This is a genomic window from Enterococcus sp. 7F3_DIV0205 (genome assembly GCF_002141365.2).
Taxonomy (GTDB): Bacteria; Bacillota; Bacilli; order Lactobacillales; family Enterococcaceae; genus Enterococcus_L; species Enterococcus_L palustris.
On the sequence record NZ_CP147244.1, the window covers coordinates 1,551,124 to 1,576,190 of the forward strand.

The following is a 25,067-nucleotide window of genomic DNA, read 5'->3' on the forward strand; positions in this document are numbered from 1 at the left end:
ATTCTCAATCAATTATAGCATACTTCATTTTTCTTAACGAGCTGTTGCGATAAAAAATAGAGCTGGGACATAACTCTTCGAGTTATATCTCAGCCCCTTAATATCCGAATAAACGGTAGTGAAAAAGTATTTCCTTCTTATTTATCGGAGCTAGGCGCTTTTGTCCCAACCTCACATAGTGATTAATATAATTCTAAATATTGCTCTCTTTCCCATTCAGAAACCGTTTGGCGGAAAGCAGCCCATTCCATACGTTTCGCTTCAACAAAATTTGCATAGATATGACTACCTAGTGCATCGATCATTACGTCATCTTTACGTAATTCTTTAATCGCGTTATGGATCGTTGAAGGTAAATCATGGATTTGTGCTTCTTTTCGTTCTTCTTCATTCATCACATAAATGTTACGGTCAACAGCTTCTGGTGGAACGATCTCATTTTTGATTCCATCTAGTCCAGCTTGTAAAAGGACAGCCATTGTTAAATACGGATTAGCTGAAGGATCAACTGAGCGTAATTCTAAACGAGTCGATAAACCACGTGATTCAGGAACTCGTACTAGCGGTGAACGATTACGACCACTCCATGCAACATAAACTGGTGCTTCATATCCTGGTACTAAACGTTTATACGAATTAACCGTTGGATTACAAACAGCCGTATACGCACGCGCATGTTTTAGTAAACCACCAAGGAAATGATACGCTGTTTGACTTAATTGCATTGGACCATTTTCATCGTAAAAAACATTCTCATCGCCTTTAAATAGCGACATATTACAATGCATCCCTGAACCACTGATTCCATATAATGGTTTTGGCATGAATGTCGCATGCAGCCCATGTTTCCTGGCAATCGTTTTAACAACTAACTTAAATGTTTGGATATTATCACATGCTTCAATGACGTCTGCATATTTAAAATCAATCTCATGTTGTCCTGGTGCTACTTCATGATGAGAAGCTTCAACTTCAAACCCAAGACTTTCTAGCTCCAGAACAATATCTCTACGACAATTCTCACCAAGATCTGTCGGCGCAAAATCAAAGTAGCCCCCTCTATCATTTAGATCTGTCGTAATTTTACCATCTTCATCCAATTTGAATAGGAAAAACTCTGGTTCAGGCCCAAGATTGAAAGAAGTAAACCCTAATGCTTCCATATCTGCCAATGCACGCTTTAAATTACCACGAGGATCTCCTGCAAAAGGAGTTCCATCTGGATTGTAAATATCGCAAATCAGACGAGCAACTTTCCCGTGCGTACTTTCCCAAGGAAAAATCATCCACGTTGATACATCCGGATATAAGTACATATCGCTCTCTTCGATTCTCACAAAACCTTCAATAGAAGAACCATCAAACATCATTTTATTACTCAATACTTTGTCTAATTGGCTCACTGGAACTTCCACATTTTTGATTGTTCCCATAATGTCTGTAAACATTAATCGTAAAAATCGAACATTTTCTTCATCTGCTATTCGTTTGATATCTTCTACTGTGTTTTGTTTTTTCGTCATTGTCTTCCTTCACGTCCTTCATTTTTTTGTGTAAAGCTCAACTGTTACAATTTTGGTCCTCTGGATTGGAATGGATTTTGTTGAGTAAGTCCACCTTGAGAAATAAGTTCGTCATATAAAATTTTCCGAACGTCTTCATCAGTCAGCGGTTTATTTGACTCTTGCGCATGCATTTGTTCTTCCAGTTTCATTTCATAGACGCGCTTGATTCCTGCCATATTTAGACCATCTGACAAATAATCCTTGATTTCAAGTAATACATCAATGTCATTCAGTGAATACATACGGCGGTTTCCTTCGCTTCTTTCAGGATGAATCAAATCTTGCTCTTCATAATAACGGATTTGACGTGCTGATAGATCAGTCAGCTTCATAACTGTACCAATTGGAAAAACCGACATTGATCTTCTCAGTTCCTTCTCTCTCATATCCACCCCCCTCTCTTATTTAAAAGCGCAGCAAACTGTTCAGCACTGACAAAAAAATAGGTCGATATGGATGCAGTATTTCTTTACCACAGACATATTTTATCTTTTTTCTTAGGAACTAGCCTGCATAGCTGATAGATTAGATATAGAATATCAATACTTTTTTCTATTGTCAATCATTTATGTTAGGTTTTCTGACATAACTTTAAATATTCAAGAAAAAAAACAAATACATCAGGTGGTTTTCCTCAAAAAAGATAAAAAACAGTGCCTTTTGGAATCTAACTCAATTAGGTCAGACTTCAAAAGCACTGTATTTATCTTGATGCTTATTCAAACCTATCGCAAAGGATAGTCTTACTTATCTCGATTTATAAAACACTTCTAACTCTTGTCCCAAGTCTTCTGGTCTCGCTACGTTCACTTCATGACTTGAAGCTTGCACAATACGCAACTTGGCTCTCTCTATCTTTTCAGCCAAGCGCTCTGCCGCTTTTTTATTAGCACGATCTTTTCCCCCGATAAGAACCAAAGTATCGCAAGAAATATCTTTCAATTTACTACTAAAATCCAAATCGCTCATAGAGCCTGTTAACTGTATTAATTCTTGCTTTTGCATACCCATTTTTTTGAAAGTAGAATTAGGCATAACTTGGAAAATCATATTTTGGAATTTAAGTAGTCTCTTTGGCATTTTATATTGAGCTCCAATTAATACAAGTGAATCAACTTTTTCAGGATAATCAATTGCATAGTTCAACGCAAGAATTCCTCCCAATGAGAGTCCACATAAATTTAACGGCTCTGGAATAGCCTCGCAATACGTTGAAAAAACTTCATACAAACTAGCATATGTACATTCTTTATTTTCAAGAAGTGCAAATAAGTCTGGACATCTTATCTCCTCTGGTTCGCTCATAAATGAAATTGTCTGCTCCCAGCTGGATGATCGTTGCCCTAAACCATGAACAAAAACATACTCCATCAATATCCCCCTCTATTTCTATTCCTTCCTCTTGCAATACAAATGAACATTCTCATAGCAATATCTAGACTTTTCAAGATATACAGAGAACACAAAGGAAGTTTATCACAGGTACAAAGCAAGCATAAAATAGTAATCGTCTATTCTCATCTTGAGTTCTATGTACTAGAACTTGTTGATAGAGTATAAATGAAATCATTAGTAAAAAAATCGATGAACATAAAAATACTCTTGCACCAGAAGCGTACATCGTCGGAGAAAAACACATCAATAATGAAGAAAATAAGGCCGCACTATAGCTCAAACCAATAAAAATTTTCTGTTTAGCAACTGATATAGAAAACGAGATAACTAAACCAAAGAAAACAGCCCACAATAAATAAGGTAACAAGGGAGTAAGTAGCCCTCCATTTAACACATTTCCTGATTTTAGAGATTGGGTCCAATTCCCTTCGTTAATCTTCTGAAAATCAGTGAGCTTTTTAGGAAAATTATACATCAGTAAAGCCAAAAATACTGTATACCCCATTGTCACCTTAGCTAAAAGTTTCGAAGAATCAATGACAAAAGAAATCACTAGAATAACGAGAAATAGCAATAATAATTTTGTCTGCCACCCCTCAAATAACCATGAACTGCCTCTCAATACTCTGGAAAATGGTGACAGCTCATTGAAATCCGGCATCCACATATCAATTTCCTGCTTCATCCTAAGCTTATTTCCCGGAGCTAAAATCATAAAGGTAAGTCCAAACATAAAAAATGCAGTTGGAATATAAAGAAAATAATTTTCTTTTCGCTTGTGAACCAACATTGCTCCATGATAAACCAAAACAACACCAATAACACAAGCAATCAACTGCTCATTTGAAAATGAAAAAATAAATGCAGGCAACACATATAGCCAAACGGACGTTTTTTTATTTCTAAAAAAATTATCCGCATAAGGAATCATTGAAAACAGACCTAATGCTAAAGGCCATAAATAGTTAATAGATCCAGTAATCCAAAAAATCGAGTCTTTCATGACCCAGATATTGATCAAACCAAGGGATAAAAATGCGACTAGAAAATTTTTGCGACTAACGGTTCCTACGATTAGTCGAACCAACGAATAACTATATAACAACCAGGCACTGGCGCTAATTACATGATGAACAAATAAAGGAACTAAAAAAATCAAATACAGCATCGCTTCTGGAAATAAGCGAGCAGACCAATTATCATAACGCCATTGCAAAAATCCCCAGAAAGTATGCTCTCTAGACACCTTCATAAACCAACCATCATCAGAACCCATGTCCACGTTAAAATTCAAAAGATATAACAACGCCAATATAAACAAACCAACATAAAATAAATAGTACCCCTTATTACTTTTAATAACCTTTTGCAAATTAAAATACCGCCTAACCTCTTTTTTTTAGTATAGCATTTCACAAGTCAAATAACTACACTGACTAAAAAAAAATAACTGAGTAAATAAACGCTATAAACGTTTTTTTACTCAGTTATATACTATAATATTTCAATTACGTATAGCGAATAATTCTGTTACTTATTTTTCTAGCTCTCTCGTCCATTTAGAATTTTTTTTAGCAAATCCTTTAACACGATACACATTTTCAACTTCTTCAAAGACTTCTGATAAAAGCAATGTCTGGCGCGTTAATTCACTTAATTGTTGTCCTTTGTTTGAAGGAATATCAAACTCGTATGGAACGAGCAACTCCATCATCTTCTCTCGAACTGCTTTTGTTAGCTGCTCTTTGCCTAAAGTACTTTTTGCTGAAACCAATACATTCGGGAACAAGGTTGGAACAAAGTCAGTCTCATCAATCTGATCACTTTTATTATAAATAGTCAAAACAGGAATCTGTTCTAAATCTAAATCGTTTAGTAATTCAACAACCGTTTGTTCATGTTGTAAACGCTCATTTGCACTTGCATCCACTACATGTAATAATAAATCCATTCCTCGACTTTCTTCTAATGTTGATTGAAAGGCCTCGATCAACTGCGTTGGCAGATCTTGAATAAACCCTACAGTATCTGTCAGAGTTACGATCATTCCTTGGGGAAGCTGCCATTTCTTCGTTAAAGGATCTAATGTTGCAAATAGTTGATCTTCAGAATAAGTTCCAGCAGTTGTTAGTAAGTTTAAAATCGTTGATTTTCCTGCGTTTGTATAACCGATCAAGCCAATTTGAAAAATATCTGAAGACTGGCGTTTCTGTCTGCTTCGTTCACGATGAGCCGTTACTTCCTTTAGTTCACGCCTGATTGCAATGATCTTATTACGAATATGCCGACGATCTGACTCAAGCTTAGTTTCTCCTGGACCTCTTGTACCGATTCCTCCCCCTAAACGGGATAATTGTTTACCTTGCCCGATCAATCTTGGCAGTAAATAATTCAACTGAGCTAGTTCAACTTGTAATTTCCCTTCTTTTGAACGTGCCCGCATTGCAAAAATGTCTAGAATCAATTGTACTCGGTCGATAACTTTCACACCTACAGCTTCAACAATCAACTGATTTTGTCTAGGTGTTAGTTCATGGTTAAAAATGACGATATCTGCTTCATAAGCGTCAACTAATTGAACTAATTCTTCTACTTTTCCTTTACCGATCACAGTCTGAGAATCTACACGGGGACGTTTTTGCGTTAAACAAAAGACAACCTCTCCTTGTGCTGTCTTAGTCAAATTTTTCAATTCCTTCATAGACCCTTCAAAGCGAGCATAATTTTCTTCTGTTTCTACCCCCACTAAAATGACCTTTTCTGCTATTTTGTCCATACTTTATCCTTCCGAAGAACCCAGCCAGTCCTCTATTTCCTTTTCTAAATCTGAAATAGCATCAGGCTCTTGTACTAAATCCCACCAGCTGGCGTTCATGCGATTTTTAAACCAAGTCAATTGCCTCTTCGCGTATCTTCTTGAATTTTGCTTTACTTGCTCTGTTGCTTCAACTAATGTTTCCCTACCTTCAAAGTAAGGAAAAAACTCTTTGTACCCGATTCCTTGAATGGATTGTTTTGTTTGACACCTATAAAGCTGTTCAGCCTCATTTAAAAGTCCCTGTGTCACCATTTGATCGACCCGTCTATTGATTCGTTCATAAAGCATTGTGCGCTCTGTTTCTAATCCAATTAAAAAATAATCGTATAATTTTTTTGGCGTTTCTTTAGGAGTTAAAATACTAAAACCTGTTTTATCGAAGACTTCCAGCGCACGAATCACTTTTTTTTGGTTATTAAAATGGATACTTTCAGCAGCCTGCTTATCTTTTTTATGAAGTAATTCCCATAATTGTTGATTGCCGTGTTGTTCAGCAAATCTTTGATATTTTTCACGTATTTCTGGCGACTCATCCTTAGCTCCTAGTTCAAAGTCATAAAGCAAAGCTTGAATATACAACCCTGTCCCACCTACAACGATCGGTAACTTTCCTTTTGCGATAATGTTATCAATCGCTTGACGACCTTCTTTTTGAAAATCGGCTACAGAATATGTCTCAGATAATTCTCGACAATCTATCAAATGATGTTCAATACCTTCACGCTCTTCTTCCGTTACTTTTGCCGTTCCGATGTCAAGCTGTTTATAAACTTGCATTGAATCTCCACTAATGATTTCTCCATTCAATTTTTTTGCCAGTTCAATACTTAAAGAGGTTTTTCCAACAGCTGTTGGTCCTGCAATCACTAATACTTTTTTCAATCGTTTCATCCTTTATTTTGTATCAATTCGCGTATTTTTATTGCTAGTTCAGGAAAATCTGTGTGAATCCCTGCTAAATGGTGAACAAAACATAGTTTCATTTTTTCTTCGTCATTAACCGTCCAAGGTCTTATCGCTTTGGGAAAATCGACTAAATCATCTACGTGTTTGACTACCCACTCAATATTAGGATGGATTCCTTCAATAAATTCTGACTGAATTGCTCGTTGTTCCTCTCTTTTGGAGATATAAAATATAGACGCAATTTTTTGATTTTTTCCCAATTCCCAAATTTTTTCCAAACTTTTGAAATAGAAGCTTGAATACATATATTCAAAGGGCCATTGTTGTGACTGCAAGAGTTGAACGAGCATCTGTTCAATGCCTTCATAATGTATCTTATCTGTTTTGATTTCAATATTCAATAGACCACAAAAATTCTCTTTTTTTAGTAACATCAACACTTCGTTTAATGTAGGCACTTCCTGAAACATTGGGTTTTCTTTGAACCAGCTACCTGCATCCAATTGTTTTAATTCTGCTAATGTTAGCTGACCAACTTCTCCGTGTCCATTTGTTGTACGATCAATCGTTTCATCATGAATCACGATCAATTGATTATCTTTTGATAACTGAACATCCAATTCGATTCCATCAGAACCAACACGAACAGCTTCTTGAAATGCTGCTAAAGTATTTTCTGGATGGGTTCCTTTGCTCCCACGGTGGGCGATTATTTTCGTCACAGTTCTCCCTCCAATCGAAATCATTGTATCACTCATAACATCCAGTATCAAACAATTAAAAAAATTCTATCATAAAAAAACAGACGAGAGTCACAGTTCCCGCCTGTTTCGCTATTCTATTTGGAAAATATACTTAGTTATCTAAACCTTCTTTATCTCTATTAGCCAGCTCGTAAGAAACGTACTTTTCAAGTCCAGATTTAATATTGTACTTGGGTTGGTATCCTACTGCTTTTACTTTAGAAATGTCGGCGAGAGAATGTTTGATGTCTCCAGAACGTTCCTCTTCATAACAAATTGGCAAATCAACTTCTAACAGATCGTTTATAGTAGAAACTAATTTATTTAAGTCAATTGCTTCACCCGTGCCAATATTATACACTTCTCCTAGTGAATCTTGCGATGTAGCAATAAGATTTAGTGCTTGAATGACATCTTCAATGAATACAAAATCTCTCGACTGGGTTCCATCACCAAACATAGTAAAAGTTGTCGCTTCTTTATTCAATAGCTTTTTATAGCGATCCATCATAATAGATATAACGCCAGAATAAGGGGATTCAGGATTTTGTTTTGGACCATAAACATTAAAGAACCGTACAGCACTTGTTGGAATATCATACAAATGATAATAATCAACCACATATTTTTCCGCTGCAAATTTATCGATTGCATACGGTGTTAATGGGCGAATAACTGATTCCTCTTGTTTAGGTAACGTTGGCTCATCTCCATATACAGCAGCAGATGAAGCAAACAACAAACGTTTTAATCCGAATTGATTGTTTCTGACTAATTCTAACAATTGAAAAACACTATCAAAATTTATTTGATGCGTCTCCAACGGACGTGCCACAGAGTCCGCCACACTTGCAATTGCAGCTAAATGGAAAATGTAATCAAACTGGGTTTGTGTTAAAACCTCAGTCATTAATTCATGATCCGTCACGCTACCTTCTATAAAGCATAGGTTGGCAGTCGTTTCTAAATTGCTCTTACTTCCCATAGATAAATCATCAATGACCGTAACTTTATGATCCTTACTATAAAAATTGGCTAAGGTAGAGCCGATAAAACCTGCACCACCAGTAATTAATATATTATTCATGTAGTAGTAACTCCTAGTTTTTAAATAGAATTTCTTAACTTCTTTAGTTTATCATGGATATTCAAAGAGGTCTACTTTAATTAAAAAACTAGCTGTCCCTGAGGACAACTAGTTTTTCACCTAATTGTTTGATCAGTCATACATTTGAAGACAAGATCATTTTTCTTTTGCAACTTCTACTACTGATTTTTTTTCTTTCTTTGCTTCTTTTATCAACTCAACAATTTCATTATTATGCATCTTATCTGGATCGATGTTCGCTGCTTTTAATTCGTCACGAGCTTTGTCTATTTCAGTTTCATCGATTGATTTATCAGGTTGATCTTTTAAATATTGGGAAATTGATTGACCATTTTTCTTTATTTTAGACTGCATTACTTGAATTTCCTGATCCGTAAATAATGTACTGTCAAAACCAGCTTGCTCAATCTCTTCTCTATATTTTCCTATCTCTTCCATACTAAGAGTAACTTCCTCATAGCTGTAGGATACTTCCGTTTCACTAGAATAATTTATCACGTTCGACTTATCAAAAACATCTGTGCTTTGAGATGAATTTGTCTCTACTTCTTGATTTTTAGTACTTTTTTTATCATTCATTCTAACAAAGACAACAACAGCTATTACTAAAATGACGAGACAAAATAAAAACAAAAGTTTTTTATTTTTCATTGTTAATCCTCTATTCTATTTATCGATGGAAACAGCCATTTTATTTGGACTATAAGAAAGTGCCACTGTTCCTTCACTAACCCACATTGTTCCGTAAATTGGATCTGTCACATGGAAGCTATTTCCATCAAATCCAGTTACTAACCAAACATGTAAATTCGCAACTTTCCAAGAACCATAGTAAGTTCCATCAATGATCGGTGGTGCTAAATAAGGATACGTCCCCCAGACTACTATAGGATTTCCTTTCATCAATTCTTCTTTAAATTGACTTGTGTCAACCCCACTGATATCTCTTGAATTAGGTGCATATCTTCTAGCATATGGTGTAAATGCTCTTGGATAGATTGTATGGAACCCATATTTATCAGTAGGACTTCCATTAAATCCTTCATGTGGATTTCCCCAAGAAGGAACTTTCGGAACTGCATTTGTCACTTGGTGTACATTTTGCCCATGTGTAGCTCCTAAATATTCTAATGCCATATATAAAGAAAATTCTTCACAGCCATTTGGATAACCCATGCTCATTTGATTGTAATATGGAACATTCATAAATGTTTTTTGCCCTTTATTGGTTGCTACTACGATATTTTTACCTGCAGTCACATATCCATAAGGTGTTTCTAGGATTGGATAACCATTTTTGTCTAGTACTCTTCGTTTAACATTAATCACTGTTCCAGCAGATATATCGTTGCCTCTTTGTAATGATCTATCTGTATAGTAGTGATTCGTTTTTAATTCGATTCGTTTTGGCGGATTCATATAATAATTTTTTATATCTGCTGGGGCTTGTTTATAATTATTTGACACAGCAGGACCTTTTAGTTCTTTTTTGACTAAAATGATATCCAAGCCTTCTAGTCTAAAACCATAACCAGAAGTACCACTAATCCCTCCATTTTTATTCCAACCTAACCAGCCAAAATATTCCGCATGTGTGCGATAATAAACATTGAAGTGCTTAGCTAGTTCTCCCGTCAAACGAATATCAAATGCTTCCACTCGTTTAGCTTTTCCAACAGTTCCACTCAATTGATTATTAGATACATATCCTTGCCAACCATAGTCTTGAACATGACTTCTGTATTGAATCCCACCTGAAACTGGCGCATTATCAACTTTTATTTTAATTGCTTCAACACGTTTACTTTTACCAACGGTTCCACTTGTTTGGCCATTTTTACTAGGCGCTTGCCAACCTAGATCTTGGACATGACTTTGATAAGAAATATCTGGCTGTTTGAACTGCACAAAATAGCGATTCTTAGCACCTGAAATATTAGTACCTTTTCTCACTAGCTTCATTTCTATCGATTCTAATTGATAACTAAAGCCAGCTGTACCTGCATTTTGTCCATTACTAGCCCAATCTAGCCAACCAAAATTTTTAGCATGTACTCGATAATACAAATCGAAATGATTAGCCATTTCTCCAGTTAATCGAACAGATAATGCTTCTACTTGTTTTTGTTTCCCTACTGTTCCACTAACTACATTATTACCTACATAATTTTGCCAACCGTAATCCTGAACATGACTTCTATATTCTATCCCCCCAGCTACAGGAGTATTATCAACTGCTATTTTCAAAGCTTCTAATCGTTTATTTTGACCAACTGTACCACTTAATTGACCATTACTTTTTGTCGACTGCCAACCAATATTTTTAATGTGACTTTGGTACTTCACGTTTGGTTGTTTATATTGTACCGATGGACGTTTGGTTGAGCCTGGTGCTGCCTGTCCTTTTTCTTTTAATTGAATTTGAATCCCTTCAATTTGATATGCAAATGACATAGTCCCGGCAGTTTGTCCATTTGAGGCCCAATCCAACCAGCCAAAATTTTGCACCTTAACTCTATAATATACATCGTACTTATCTTTTAAAACATCTTTTAATTGAATTTGGATTGCTTCCAGCCTTTGACCAGCAACACCACTAATTTCATTATCATTAACAAAATCTTGCCAACCAATATTGGCCACATGAGAGCGATACTGGATTCCACTTACGCCTGCCTCTAACCCATCGATTCCAATTTTAATTGCTTCTATTCTGTCATTTGGAAACGCGCTACTTTCACCATTTTCCTGCCCAGCTAGCCAACCTAGTTTTTCATTATGAATCGTATAATTTAATTTTGGCTGCTCAATTGGCTTTTCACTTTCTGATTCAGTTGTTTCATTTTTTTTAGTGCTTTCATTTTCTTTAGTACTCTCACTTGTCTGAGTAGACTGTGTCTCTGATACATCGGTAACTTCTATACCGTTGTCTGTAGTTTGCTCGAGAGCTTGGCTTTCAACTGTACTTTCAGTATCTTTTGCCTTTTCTTCTGACAATGCAGCTGAAGGCACAACCATTAAACTTGCCATAATACCAATTAACAAATAACCTAGTTTCTTTTTCAAATTTTCCACCCCTTATCTTTCAATAATTCAATTGTAGCAAAGTTATTTCTCCTTGTCCACGCGACAAAAAAACAATACTTTCCATTCTAATTGAAACCAAAAAAAGACATAAATTCAAAACTAAAAATTAGTTTTGGAATTATGTCTTACCAATTACTCTATTTAATTTATGTTCCTTTTAGTAATCCACGAAACTCTTTAAAACTTCTTTCTATTTTTTTATAATTGATTAAAAGGTAAATTACGTAAAATAAAACGTAAACAGCAGTACTAATAAAGCTACCACCAAAAAATACATTACTCAATATAAACAATACAGTCAAGGTAGTTTCAATAATCATAGATTTTTCAATACGGATATTCATTGATTTACATAAGAAAAACTCTGCAAGATTACAACGAAATGCCAAACTTATTAAAATAAGTCCAACTGCCCAAGTTAAATTATCTAAACCAAAAATAATAATGATCGACAACACCAATGACAACACCAAAGTCATCACATTTACAAACAGAATTGTCTTTTCTTTTCGTAATGTTTTTAAATAGGTATTAATCAATAATGACATTCTACCTTCGTAAATGATAATCGGAAATAATATGCCCATAAACTTCAGGCTTTCTGCATAATCAGGAAGCCACATTGCTAAAACATACTTAGCAGGAACATAAAAAACTAAAATAGCGTAAGTAATCGGTACAAATAGATCCCTCAACGTAACAAATAACGCTGGCAACTTCTGCTGGTTAGTTCTTCTTAATAACGGAAACATAACAACACCAACCGCATTTATAAATGTTAGGAACATATTAGAAATGCTAAGAGTAAACGATAATTTACCAAATGTTTGAATACTCCATTTTTTTTGTACAAAAAAACGAATTGTCCCGATAATTAACATACTGGCTACACTACTAAGCATTAACTTACTACCTATATTTATATTATCCAATACTTCAGGAAAAACTTTTCTTAAACTGATTGGTTTCAAATTTAACATATCTTTGATTCGATACATTCCCCAAATCGTCATGATTGATTTAGAAATAATATCCATAACAATCAGCCAGAAAAAATTGCGTCCTCCCAAAAGGAAATAGGCTCCGATCAACAATACGTATAAATATCGATCATTTCTAGATAGTTGCGCATACTCCTTGATTCGGTTGGTAGATTGAAAAATATACAAGATAAAAGTTTTCGCTATTGTCACAAGTGAAACAACTGCTGTGAGTACCAAAATCATAGACTTATTTCCTGATGGCATGAAAAATAAAGACCAAATAATGACCAATGAAGATACAATACATTCAAAAATCGCTAGATACCAAAATTGAGAACCTAAATTTCTTTTGTCTAGTTGATCGTATTCCTCACCACCAATTTTTAAATAAATCCCATCAATCCAACCTAAATGAAGAAAACCAACATATGAAGAATAAAATACATATAACTGCCAATAGCTATACTCCGTTACTCCAAGTAGTTTTGGTACAAATAAATTTAAAAGAATAGAAATACCCAACGTAGCAAAATTAGCTGCAACTGTGTAATATAAATTTTTTATAACTGATTTGGCTTTCTCATTCAAAATCTTTTACCTCAATCTTTTCCAAGCCTTAATTTAAATACATGATAAATATCTGCAAAATAATCAAAAGGCTTTCCATACTTGCCAAAAGAAAAAATAATTTTTATAACGCTTCTTTTTTCAAGAAGGTTTGCTCTATTGGTATTAATTTTCATCATTCGCTTAATTATTTCTTCTTTTTTTTGCTTATTTTCTATTCCATTTTCTCTAGCGATATATTGATTCAACGAATTTAATCGTTCATTATATCGATTCAACATGTTAATTCTATATTGATACTTACTTTCTTTTTTTGATGTAATTGTTTCTTTTTTAAATGTACTTTGTCCGTGTCTTCTAAAAACAATAGTTGGCTCATCTAGTAAATATAAACGGTCAAAAGCAAGAGCACTGGCCCATAATGAAATATCGTGAGCAGAATTCAATGCTTGATTGAAATAATCAGTTACGTTTAAGACAAAATCTTTTCTAACTGCATATACGCAACCTGGTCTTTTTAACATAACATTCTCTCTAACAAAAATAATTTGATGATATAAACTATTTAATTGAGTTTTCAAAGGTTGTAACTTAGACGAATGTCCACCTTCTTCAATAATTTCAGTATAGTTAGAAACTAATACCGCTATCTTAGGATTTTTACTCATCATTGTACTCATTTTTTCAATTTTATCATCATACCAAATATCATCTTGATCACACGGAAATATATATTCGCTAGAGGCTTCGTTAAGCAAATCCATAAAATTTTGGCGCCAGCCTTTATTGACTTTATTTATCTTCATTGTCCAATTGTTCAAATGATTTAAAGCTATATATTCTTGAATCATTTCTACAGTTCGATCTGTAGAACCATCATCGCAAATTATCACTTCATCGATAACTTTTGTTTGATTTTTAAGAGAGTCCAATTGTTCAATAATATTTCGCTCGCCATTGTAAGTGGCCATAACAACAGAAACCGTAATCTTTTTTTCCACTACTATTACCTCTTATTTTCTAGTTTATTTCCAATAAAACGTATAAGGATGGTGGGTGATTCTTTCTGATTCTGGTGGTAATTCCATATAATTTCCATAACGCAGAGTCAGGAATTTTTTGCGATCTTTGATGGCACGAACTTTTTTCCCTGCAAAAGGTACATCTTCATAATACTTAAACCAATCTGTCGGAAACAGCCCCCATTCTTCATCAATAAACTCAATATAACCACACGTAGAGGCTTCATCAAAAGAATACTTAATCACTTCATTCATAAACTGTTTCTTCCAATAATTATAATCACCTTTTTTAAGTAGTTTACAATATTTTGGATAAAGCAGTACTCGTTTAAGGTAAGCCTTCCATCTAGACTTTGAAATTGCATACGAAGAATTGAGTGTTGCTAACATATTAGATCGATATAATTCACACTGTTGACCAAACGTTTTTCTTTCTTCTTCGCTCTCCGGAAAACCATCAATTGGAAAAATATCCACAAACACACCTAATTCTGGATCTTCACTATTGTAAAATTGAGTTGTTTTAACACAAGTTCTTTTGTCTACTAATTTTGCAAATGTATAGCGATAATCTTTTCTAGTCTCAAGACTTAATAATAAGTATGTTGAATCTTCAGCTAAGAGTTTGATCAAACGATCGTAATTAGGTCGAGTCAAAACAATATCTAAATCGTCATCCCAAGGAATGTAACCTTGATGTCGTTCTACACCAATCAAACTGCCATAGTATACAGAATACTCAATATTATTTTCTCGGCAAATCTTGTCAATATAAACTAAGATAGTTGTACTGACTTCTTGTACTTCTTCAATCGTTAATAATCTCATCTTTCTCTCCAAACAAGTGTTATATCTCACTTTTTTTATTTATAGCACTAGAGACAGAACCTAAATAAAACCAAAATAAAAATGTGCCAATTTTATTAACTAGAATCAATTCCGTTAAGAAAAATGCAGATACTAAAATAGTCAACGCGATCAATGTATCACGCAATAAATAATTATCAAAGATATTAACTTTGGGCGTAAATAAGGCTTTAACAGTATTAAATATCTTATTTATCAAAAACATAGTCAAAGGAATCGTACCCGCTAATCCCGTTGTCGCCAGCAAATAGAAAAAGAAATTGTGAGAAGTTTGCTGTTTAATCGCAATCAATGTATTAGGTAAAACATTTTGAGCGTAGGTCACTAGATTACGTGGTGACGTACCAAACCACATGCTTGATTTGAATATTTCAAAGGAACTCTTCCATAAGCCAAATCGATTATTTGAAATATCCGATTTATTCTCGACATCCGGTCGATCTAGCGTCACATCGGGAACATTATGCGATTTCATTGATCTCAACAAATCTAATGCATAAAGCATTCCTTTTTCGATCAGTATTGTAAACAAGTATATTCCAACGACAAAAATGACACTAGAGAATGCCGCATAGAGTACGCCAATAAAAAATCCTTTTGGACTCCATTTTTTATAGGCTATAAAAAAGATCCCTACAAAAGCAACTACAAATAATTCCACATATGCTGTCCTAGAACCAGATAACACTACGTAAATCCATTGTAAAATAACGTTAATAACTAGTAAAATCGTCCACTTTTTTGCAACTTTTTTTAATACCAAGTGCACAGATAGAATGATTGATACAACAGAAATCGTTGCAGCAAAGTTTGGATCTGAAAACAAACCATATAATCTATTTTCATAAAAACCAACACGTAACCCATTATATATTTTATCTAATGGTGCGGAGTAGGTGTATTGGGCAAGAAACATCGCAATAGCGATCACAACTAAGATAAACCACGAAACCAGTAAAATTGTTTCTAGGATAGCGAACGTTTTTCTGTTTCTTTCTTTTCCGATCTGATAAATCACTAAAAGATAAATTGCTTGCCAAAGCCAAAGTTTCATATTTGCTACAAGATACGTTTCATAATGTACTACTATAGATAAAAATATCATTGCTAAAAAAATGATCAATAAAGGATCGAAGTAGTTAAACTGCTTGTTCTTAATACTAAAGAATAGCTTATTTGCTATGTATAGTGCAGCCCAAACTGACAATAGTCCAAACACTAAACTATCTAGCTTACTAGGCAGTAAACTATAAATATTTATTGTCCTCAATAATAACATGACCTCAAAAGCTACCAAAAAAGGGAGTTTTGTTTTTTCAAAAAATTTATTTAACTCCATACTCATTACTCCTAAACTATTCATTTTTTGTTTTTCTGTGATTTTCTTCAAGTAAGGATATTTTTCTGTATAAAGGAACTGCTATCCTCAATGCAACCATAGAAATTTTTCTATTTCTTGTAAAATAAATATTTTTTATAACAAAAGAGAAATTATCACGTAAAAAACTAACAATTTCCTTTTGTTTTTGTTTGTCTTCATCTGCTATTTTGCTGTTCATCATTTTATCCAGTACAGTAAAATAAGCCCAACATACACGGGTATGTGCAACATATGCCAGTTCAGGATAATGCTTTTCAATATAGGACTCATTTTCTTTCCATACCTGAATAGTGTCTAAATCTTTTTTAGAAAAACGATTACTAGAAATGCTATTTGCTCTATGATAATAGTAGTATTTTTGCTGGGTATCAATTACAACTTTTTTTGTATTTTCAAGGATCGATAAAATCACTGCAGCATCTTCTGTGATCATTCCTACTGGATAGCGGATTTGATCGAAAATGTTCTTTTTATATAATTTGTTTACTGCATGAACAGAAACTATTTTTGCTTCTAGGATCAACTTCATTGCTGCAACTTTATCCAAAACCATGTATTCCTGAGTTTTTTTTAACGGCTCTTTATTTTCATAAACATCATATATTCCACAGATTGCCAAATCAGCAGCTTCTTTTTGAATATTATTAAACAATAGCTCATACATATCCAAAGCGATATAATCATCACTATCAACAAAACCCAAATACTCTCCTCGAGCACTTTCTATTCCAGTATTTCGTGCATCACTTAAACCGCCATTTTCTTTATGGATCACTTGAACTCTTTGATCCTGCAACACATATTCATCGCAAATTTCGCCACTACTATCCGTTGAACCGTCATCAACTAAAATAACTTCAATATCAGTAAACGTTTGATTCAAAATAGAATCAACACACTTACGTAAATATCTTTCCACATTATATACAGGTACAATAATGCTAATCTTACACATCCTATGTTCTCTCATTTCTTATGATTTTTATCGTATGCTCTAAACCATCTTCTACTGTATAAAGTGGTTGCCATCCCAAATTCTCAATTTTAGAAATATTTAAAAGTGCTTTGGTTGCTTTAGAATAGCCGAGAGCTTCTTCTTTATCTGGAAGATCAAAAATAACTTTTGTCCCCGCTAATTCAGAAAGTTTTGTGGCAAGGTTTTTCAGGGTCAAATTAAATGCAGGATTTGCAATATTATACGCTTCACCTTTTTTACCATTTAGCAATAGATAAAGCATTCCGTATACCGCATCTGCAACATAACAATAAGAAAAATATTGATTTCCCTTACTCTTTAAGATTATGTCTTCTTGATTCACTGCATTCATAATAAATTGAGAAGAGGCTTTTGAATCGTTTGTTAACATAGTTGGACCAAAGATACGACTTAATCGAGGAATGACCACATCAACATCATATTTTTTAATATAAGCCTGACAAAGTGCTTCACTAGCGCGTTTGCCTTCTGGATATCCAGCTCTTAGTGTATTAGAGTCAATATAACCACAATACTCTTCACTAAATGCTTCAACATCGCCTCTATTTTCGCCATAAATTTCAACCGTAGATAAAAATAAAACTCTACTGCCCTCAACCTTACGAGCAAATTCAAGAACATGTTGTGTTCCCTGAATACTTGTCATTATGGTACCAATAGGATCGTTTGCATAAGCTAAAGGATGCGTATTACTTGCCCCATGAATAATATAATCAATTGGTTGCTCGACTGTAATAGGCTCTGTAACATCTCCAACAGATATATGAAAATTAGGATGCGCTATATAATCAGAATATCTTTCCTCTAACTTTTTACGATTTCTACCCATTGCAAAAATAGAAATATTATAATTTTTTTTGATATTTTGCTCCATCAAACAATCAATCAAAAAAGTCCCCAACATTCCTGAAGCTCCAATAACTAGAATAGATTTTCCTTGAAGCTGAGTCCAATCTATTTCTGCAGAAATAACTTTTTCTATATCCTTTTGGTAATAGGCATTTTTTGAAAACATAACTTTCTCCTATTCTTCCTTCATTCGAAGATAGCCTTTAAATAGCTGAAGATCATCTTGTGTTGTCAATTTAATATTTTTATCAGACCCCACAGCAAAATAAAGCGTCTCTCCCAAATCAACCATCATAGTGTTTGTATATGATGACTCTGAAATGCCGATTCCTTCTCTAAAAGCTTTCTCATAAGCCCAGACAAGTTTATCGAATTGATACGCTTGTGGTGTAGACACTCTTCGCAATGTTTCTCTATTAATATATTGTTTTGTTGTTTCCTCAGTTTCTTTGACAAAAATTTGTTCATTATACGGCAAAGAAGTAACTGCATTACCAAATTCTTTACATTTTACGATAACATCGGACAACACAATTTCATCTACCAATGGGCGGATACCGTCATGGATCACAACTGTATCTTCATCTGTCGAATGTTCTTTAAGAAACTCAACACCATTTCTAATAGACTCTTGTCCGCTATTGCCACCTTCAATGATCCAAGCTAATTTATCAATATGGTACTCTTTTGCATAGGCCTGTAGCGTATCTTCCCAGCCTTTTTTGCAGACAACTAAAATTCGATCGATCATTGGATGTTTTTGGAACGATTCCAAAGTATAAATAATAATTGGTTTATCTTCCACCATAATGAATTGTTTTGGAATATCTTGTCCCATTCTCTTGCCAACTCCGCCGGCAATAATAAGTGCTGTAATCATTTATTCTTCCTCCTTCAAACTTTCCACGCAATAATAGGTTCCTTTATATTTCTTATACGTATGTTCAGTGTCTATCAAGACTGCTTCATGATGTGAAACTCGATCTTTTTCATCTGGCAACTCCATATAGTTACCAAAGACTTGAGTCAAATAATGATCATAGCCAATTGGTACAGGCATATATGTATCTTCAAAAGGGAGGTACTCTGCCTTTTCAAAATCTTTTTTCTTGTATATATTTCCCATATATCGTGGTCCTACGCATAGTTCAGTCACATGTTCACAAGAATCAAAATCATATTTAGACATTTGTTTGCTAGCAAATGACCAAATAATGAAGCGACCTTTTTTTGTAGGAACGAGTTTCAATAACACTCTGCTCCCCAACGCCATTATGCCACCATGTTTTTCTGGAACAACTTGGGAACAAAACAATGCATAAATAAGTGCCCATATTTTTTGAATTTTTCTTTTAAACGTTGAACTAGGCGCACCATCTAAAGGAAAAATATCAATAGGCAATCCATGGGGAATATCTAAATGTTCTTGATAAGGTTTAATAAAAGTTGTATTATTTGCCCTGATCGTCGTAAAAGAATTATGGTCAATAAAAGTTGCAGAAGGTTTCAGTATAGAATACTTTTCTAAATCAGCATGCTTTGTCCACAAATCATACAGCTTTTCATAATCTTTACGCGGCATAAAAAAATCCAAATCATCATCCCACAGTATGAACCCTTCATTTCTAACGGCACCTATGCAACCACCGCCACAAAAATAACAAAGTAGTTGATATTTTTCACAAAAGCTAACAAAGTATTTAGCCATCTCTAAATTTATTTTTTGAATCTTTTTAATTTGCTCTGTATTTTCTACATCATTCATTGTTTACTACTAAACTCCTCAAAACACTCAATTTTTTCAAAAATACACCTTGTCCATTCTCTCATATCTAATAAAAACTTTCAATAACTTGCCTAATATCTTAATATAACTGTAAAAGACAGTCCCTTAATTGTCCTTGGTTGTTAGAAATACATCCTATTTTCAAACAAAACGCTGAGATAACGTATCAGAATTTCTTTGATAACAATCTCAGCGTTTTAGCTATTAGCTTTTTTATATCAGACAATATCAGCAAAATGCTATGCAGATCTAATATGACTATTATTTATTCTAACTTATCTCTACTATCATAGATACACACTAAGTCTATTCAAGTTTTTCTTTAGCTGGTCTTGATTTTTGTAACAACAAACCAATTGCTAAAATAGCCGGTATAAAAATTCCCATAGCGTACCTTGGACTTGCTTCCCACATTAACAAGAATACAAAATAGCCAGTTATATAAATACTATTGAAAAATATAAAAGGATTCATATTTTTGAAAAATTTTAAGCTGGACAAAATAATTCCTAAGTAAACAAGATATTGAATAACCATCATGATTGAGTAGATGATCAAACCACTAACATTATTTTTAAAAACCCACATCTTTTCTTCATTTCTACCAGTCCCTAAAAAAATCTCAAATGAAGACTTTAAATCTCCTGAACTCCAAGTTACTGAAACTTTATTATTGAGCGCCTCAACAATTTGACCAAAACTCATGTTGTGCAATCTTTTTTTGATAACCTTGATATGTTCCTCTTGAATTTTCTTCTTCGAAATTCGTTCATCTAAAAACATATCCCAAGTAAAACGCTGATCTTCACTAGAATATGCCCCCACACTCCATGTATACTTATCCTTGCCTGATAGTTCTTTTGGAATGGGTGTGTTGTTTAATCCCATCATAATATAATGCGTATTTGGTTGTCCGTAATTGTTATCTGGAAAGAGATTTTGTGAATTAATGAATTGACTCCATAAAAAGTTACCAAAAAATAAAAATAAGAATGGCATTAACCCGATCAATCTTCGACTCCCTTTATTATATAATACCAAAAATAAAGACAACGCAATCACTAATATGAGCATAGTTCCCTTACTAATAAAACCTACTACACAAAAAATTGATGCTAACGTAATATAGATATAACTAGATTTATTTAGTCCTTTATCTACCGTCTTTAAGTAACACGTAAAGAAAAACAATGTTACTGACATAAAAAATATCGACAGTATATCTGTATAGGCAACAGGAACATGTAAATTAATTTGAATCGCAAAAATAAGAACCTGAATAGATGCTAGAGAAACTAAATTACTCAGCTTTAACTTTTTCAGCGCTAAAAAAGTTAGCAAAATAGTCATTACATGTAATAAACTAAAAACAACAATAATTGAACTATAGTTCGTTCCTAGAACTGATCTCACGGCCGAAAAAATGTACATAAGCATGAGATTTTGCGGATTAGAGTACATATAATTGTATCCCCATTTTTCACCCTGAACTAACTGATCCAAAAATTTTAGTGTAATTGCAGCATCATCTACTGGTTGCTTAAAACCCATGAATTGAAGAAACAATAATAAAGAAACAAAATAAATCCCTAGCTCCACTGCTAGAAAAATATAAGTGAATTTATTCCCCGGTTCCCATTTTTTACTCCCTCTATTAAGAAAACCTACCACTGTAGGATATAACAGCAACGTAAAAATGAAGCAAAGAATATTAATAATAATAATGCTCTTAACTGAATGAACATTTCTAAATAACGAAAATATTTCGCCTATTCTAGGGGTCAACATTGTTGATAAAAGAGCCCATAACATTGTGAAAATAGCTGTCACCAAGAAAAACTTATAAATATAATTCAAAAACTTATTCATTTGCTACCTCTTTATAATAATTATTTTTATATTCCTCTTGTTTATCCCGTCGTATTTGATTCCGATTGTAATTTTTCAGACAACATAGCTTCAATCGTTCCCTTACTATTTGCTCATCTGTTCAAATTTACAGTATAGACCATCTCCAACAAAATGAATTTGCTAGAGATGGTCGCTAATAGAAAATAACTATAAACTTCTCAAAAAAAATTCGTTAAAAAGATCATCTATCTTATCATTCTGATCTCCTACTTATGCACTTATACCCTAGACTTCAAAGCCTTTCGCATCCATCCAACCCATTACTTTTCCATCTAACTTGAATTGGTACCAGATGGCTTTTGCTGTTTTTGCTTCTTTTATGATTTCAACATCTTTTCCGGCATAGCTTGGACTGCTTCCTACTCTTGGATTATTTCCTTCCGTATAGTAGATTTTATTGTAAATTCCATGGTTTTGACCTGTTGCTACTTTTCCTTTAAAGTTTACTACTTTTTCATATTCGATAGCGTCATAAGTGTCAAATCCTTTCGCATCCATCCAACCCATTACTTTTCCGTCTAACTTGAATTGGTACCATGTGGCTTTTGCTGTTTTTGCTTCTTTAATGATTTCAACATCTTTTCCGGCATAGCTTGGACTACTTCCTACTCTTGGATTATTTCCTTCCGTATAGTAGATTTTATTGTAAATTCCATGGTTTTGACCTGTTGCTACTTTTCCTTTAAAGTTTACTACTTTTTCGTATTCGATTTCGTCATACTTATCAAAACCTTTCGCATCCATCCAACCCATTACTTTTCCATCTAGCTTGAATTGGTACCAGATGGCTTTTGCTGTTTTTGCTTCTTTAATGATTTCAACATCTTTTCCAGCATAGCTTGGACTGCTTCCTACTCTTGGATTATTTCCTTCCGTATAGTAGATTTTATTGTAAATTCCATGGTTTTGACCTGTTGCTACTTTTCCTTTGAACGCTACAGCTTTTTCATACTCAATTGAATCATAATGATCAAAACCTTTCGCATCCATCCAACCCATTACTTTTCCATCTAGCTTAAATTGGTACCATGTGGCTTTAGATGTTTTTGCTTCTTTAATGATCTCAACATCTTTTCCAGCATAGCTTGGGCTACTTCCTACTCTTGGATTATTTCCTTCCGTATAGTAGATTTTGTTGTAAATTCCGTGGTTTTGACCCGTTGCTACTTTACCTTTAACGCTCACCGCTTTTTCGTATTCGATTTCGTCGTACTTATCAAAGCCTTTGGCATCCATCCAACCAACTATATTACCATCTAATGTAAATTGATACCAAGTTGCCTTAGATGTTTTTGCCTCACGAATGATTTCTACGTCTTTTCCGGCGTGTGTTGGACTACTTTCAATTCTTGGATTGTTTCCTTCCGTATAATAGATCTTGTTGTAAATCCCATGATTTTGGCCTGCTGCTACTTTTCCTTTGAGAGTTACAGCTTTTTCGTACTCAATTGGATCATAATTATCAAAACCTTTTGCATCCATCCAACCAACTACAGTACCATCTAATCTAAATTGATACCATGTTGCTTTAGATGTTTTTGCTTCACTAATAATTTCTACGTCTTTTCCAGCATAAGTTGGGCTGCTGCCTACTCTTGGATTATTTGACTCAGTATAGTAGATTTTGTTGTAAATTCCGTGGTTTTGATCCGATCTTACTTTCCCTTTAAAACTTACAGGTTTTTCATACTCTATTTGATCATAGGCATCAAAGCCTTTGGCATCCATCCAACCAACTATATTACCATCTAATGTAAATTGATACCAAGTTGCCTTAGATGTTTTCGCTTCACTCACGATTTCTACATCTTTTCCGGCATAGGCTGGACTGCTGCCTATTCTTGGGTTATCTCCTTCAGTGTTGTAGATTTTGTTATAAATTCCATGATTTTGGCCATCTTTTATTTTCCCTTTAAAGTTCACTGCTTTCTCATATTCAATGACATCATAAGAATCTCCTGAACTTAAAAATAAGTTGTTGTATGAAACATTCACATCAAATCTGCCGCCTATCCCAGTGTTAACATTTGGAAATGTTACTTCTGAAGACCATTGCCATGCAGCATAATCAGTATGGAGTAGATTACTATTTAACGGATTATATGGATACTGTGCTACCCAACTATTTTGTAAACCTAGAATATTTGTATCTAATATTTTTCTATTGAACCAATCAAACATTGAATAATGTGCAACTTTATTATAGCCCAGAGCATTTAATCTATTTCTGAACGCAACTGAGTTAGCTGTTACATTTCCTGTAGTCATTTCAACTTGCTCAGCATCGTTTACCATAACGGTATTTTTAGACAGACCTAGTGCAGCAGCCTGACTAGCAAAAAAGTCTGCCTCTGCTTCTGCCATTGCTGCATTAGAAAACCAACTATAATGATATACAGAAACTGACAATCCAGCTTTTTTTGCATTTTCAATCTGAGCTTGTGCATAGGGATTCACATAGGTTGTATACTCAGTTAATTTTACAACCACTCCTGTCACTCCGTATTGTTTCATTATATTATAATCATTTACTGATATATTGCCATTATGTGAAGATATGTCGATAAAATTTATTGCAGGTCTATTCGATTCGTTCGCAACAAAATAAGTATCTTCAAAAGCATATGAGCGAAGTTGCGGACTCACTGCTAAATCAGAGCGTCTATTAGGGTCTAATGTTAAGAACTCCGAATTTTTTTGACCTTGTTTTCCCATAGGGGAATTATTGCTCTCCGTTATTTCTATATCTTTTTCTGGATTAGCTTCATCTGTTTTCGTTTGGTCACTATTTTCTGTTTTGTCTCTATTCACTGACTCAACAGTCTCATTACTAGGTATCGTTTGCTCACTTATCTGTTCACTAGAACTCAAAATACTCTCATTTTCCTCTGCTAAAACAGTTGAGTTATAGCCACCTAAGGCTATGAACAATCCAATTAAAATAAAACTTTTTTTCATCTAATTTTCCTCTCTTGATTATTTAACATCCCATAAACTTAATTAAAATGTACGTCTTGAAAATCGCACTCTTAAACTCAGTTGTATCTAATATTCGGTCTATTAAATATCGTTTAACGAATTA

General features: G+C 34.0%; 20 protein-coding genes. All 20 read right to left on the bottom strand.

Going from position 1 to position 25,067, the window contains the following annotated elements; translation table 11 throughout:
* Window positions 1-182 precede the first annotated feature (182 nt).
* The 20 genes from glnA to A5821_RS07440 all read right to left on the bottom strand — a co-directional run bounded on the left by glnA (window position 183) and on the right by A5821_RS07440 (window position 24,943).
* Window positions 183-1,523: a type I glutamate--ammonia ligase gene (gene glnA, locus A5821_RS07345; RefSeq protein WP_086313920.1), complete on the bottom strand. Its 1,341-nt coding sequence runs from the start codon at window positions 1,521-1,523 to the stop codon at window positions 183-185.
* Window positions 1,524-1,567: 44 nt separating this feature from the next.
* Window positions 1,568-1,951 (bottom strand): MerR family transcriptional regulator, encoded by a 384-nt coding sequence (locus A5821_RS07350; protein ID WP_010764139.1) that lies wholly within the window; start codon window positions 1,949-1,951, stop codon window positions 1,568-1,570.
* A 361-nt stretch (window positions 1,952-2,312) separates the two neighbouring features.
* Complete coding sequence (locus A5821_RS07355; RefSeq protein ID WP_086313921.1) at window positions 2,313-2,936, bottom strand: alpha/beta fold hydrolase; 624 nt, start codon at window positions 2,934-2,936, stop codon at window positions 2,313-2,315.
* A 73-nt stretch (window positions 2,937-3,009) separates the two neighbouring features.
* A complete protein-coding gene (locus tag A5821_RS07360) occupies window positions 3,010-4,332 on the bottom strand; it encodes a DUF6056 family protein (protein WP_086313922.1) in 1,323 nt (440 codons plus the stop codon).
* A gap of 162 nt (window positions 4,333-4,494) precedes the next feature.
* Window positions 4,495-5,736 (bottom strand): GTPase HflX, encoded by a 1,242-nt coding sequence (gene hflX, locus A5821_RS07365; protein WP_086313923.1) that lies wholly within the window; start codon window positions 5,734-5,736, stop codon window positions 4,495-4,497.
* 3 nt (window positions 5,737-5,739) lie between these two features.
* Window positions 5,740-6,660, bottom strand: coding sequence for a tRNA (adenosine(37)-N6)-dimethylallyltransferase MiaA (miaA, locus tag A5821_RS07370; RefSeq protein WP_283936095.1), 921 nt, complete (start codon window positions 6,658-6,660; stop codon window positions 5,740-5,742).
* A gap of 5 nt (window positions 6,661-6,665) precedes the next feature.
* The gene (locus tag A5821_RS07375; RefSeq protein ID WP_086313925.1) at window positions 6,666-7,406 is read right to left on the bottom strand and encodes a glycerophosphodiester phosphodiesterase; all 741 of its coding nucleotides are present in this window, start codon (window positions 7,404-7,406) and stop codon (window positions 6,666-6,668) included.
* A 133-nt stretch (window positions 7,407-7,539) separates the two neighbouring features.
* Window positions 7,540-8,514 (bottom strand): NAD-dependent epimerase/dehydratase family protein, encoded by a 975-nt coding sequence (locus A5821_RS07380; RefSeq protein ID WP_086313926.1) that lies wholly within the window; start codon window positions 8,512-8,514, stop codon window positions 7,540-7,542.
* Window positions 8,515-8,670: 156 nt separating this feature from the next.
* Complete coding sequence (locus A5821_RS07385; protein WP_086313927.1) at window positions 8,671-9,186, bottom strand: hypothetical protein; 516 nt, start codon at window positions 9,184-9,186, stop codon at window positions 8,671-8,673.
* Between the two features lie 15 nt (window positions 9,187-9,201).
* Window positions 9,202-11,601, bottom strand: coding sequence for a C39 family peptidase (locus A5821_RS07390; RefSeq protein WP_086313928.1), 2,400 nt, complete (start codon window positions 11,599-11,601; stop codon window positions 9,202-9,204).
* Between the two features lie 167 nt (window positions 11,602-11,768).
* On the bottom strand, window positions 11,769-13,193 hold the full coding sequence (locus A5821_RS07395) for a lipopolysaccharide biosynthesis protein (RefSeq protein ID WP_086313929.1): 1,425 nt from the start codon (window positions 13,191-13,193) through the stop codon (window positions 11,769-11,771).
* Between the two features lie 11 nt (window positions 13,194-13,204).
* Window positions 13,205-14,173 carry a glycosyltransferase gene (locus tag A5821_RS07400; protein WP_086313930.1) on the bottom strand — a complete coding sequence of 323 codons (969 nt, stop codon included), beginning with the start codon at window positions 14,171-14,173 and terminating at the stop codon, window positions 13,205-13,207.
* A 24-nt stretch (window positions 14,174-14,197) separates the two neighbouring features.
* The gene (locus A5821_RS07405; RefSeq protein WP_086313931.1) at window positions 14,198-15,022 is read right to left on the bottom strand and encodes a LicD family protein; all 825 of its coding nucleotides are present in this window, start codon (window positions 15,020-15,022) and stop codon (window positions 14,198-14,200) included.
* Window positions 15,023-15,041: 19 nt separating this feature from the next.
* Window positions 15,042-16,400: an O-antigen ligase family protein gene (locus tag A5821_RS07410; RefSeq protein WP_086313932.1), complete on the bottom strand. Its 1,359-nt coding sequence runs from the start codon at window positions 16,398-16,400 to the stop codon at window positions 15,042-15,044.
* A gap of 16 nt (window positions 16,401-16,416) precedes the next feature.
* On the bottom strand, window positions 16,417-17,397 hold the full coding sequence (locus A5821_RS07415; protein WP_086313933.1) for a glycosyltransferase family 2 protein: 981 nt from the start codon (window positions 17,395-17,397) through the stop codon (window positions 16,417-16,419).
* A 1-nt stretch (window position 17,398) separates the two neighbouring features.
* Complete coding sequence (locus A5821_RS07420; protein WP_086313934.1) at window positions 17,399-18,454, bottom strand: NAD-dependent epimerase/dehydratase family protein; 1,056 nt, start codon at window positions 18,452-18,454, stop codon at window positions 17,399-17,401.
* A 9-nt stretch (window positions 18,455-18,463) separates the two neighbouring features.
* Window positions 18,464-19,168, bottom strand: coding sequence for an IspD/TarI family cytidylyltransferase (locus tag A5821_RS07425; protein WP_086313935.1), 705 nt, complete (start codon window positions 19,166-19,168; stop codon window positions 18,464-18,466).
* On the bottom strand, window positions 19,169-20,053 hold the full coding sequence (locus A5821_RS07430) for a LicD family protein (RefSeq protein WP_086313936.1): 885 nt from the start codon (window positions 20,051-20,053) through the stop codon (window positions 19,169-19,171).
* Between the two features lie 327 nt (window positions 20,054-20,380).
* The gene (locus A5821_RS07435) at window positions 20,381-21,943 is read right to left on the bottom strand and encodes an ArnT family glycosyltransferase (protein ID WP_086313937.1); all 1,563 of its coding nucleotides are present in this window, start codon (window positions 21,941-21,943) and stop codon (window positions 20,381-20,383) included.
* 267 nt (window positions 21,944-22,210) lie between these two features.
* Window positions 22,211-24,943, bottom strand: a complete 2,733-nt coding sequence (locus A5821_RS07440) for a GW domain-containing glycosaminoglycan-binding protein (RefSeq protein WP_339099068.1) — start codon at window positions 24,941-24,943, stop codon at window positions 22,211-22,213.
* Window positions 24,944-25,067: the final 124 nt, after the last annotated feature.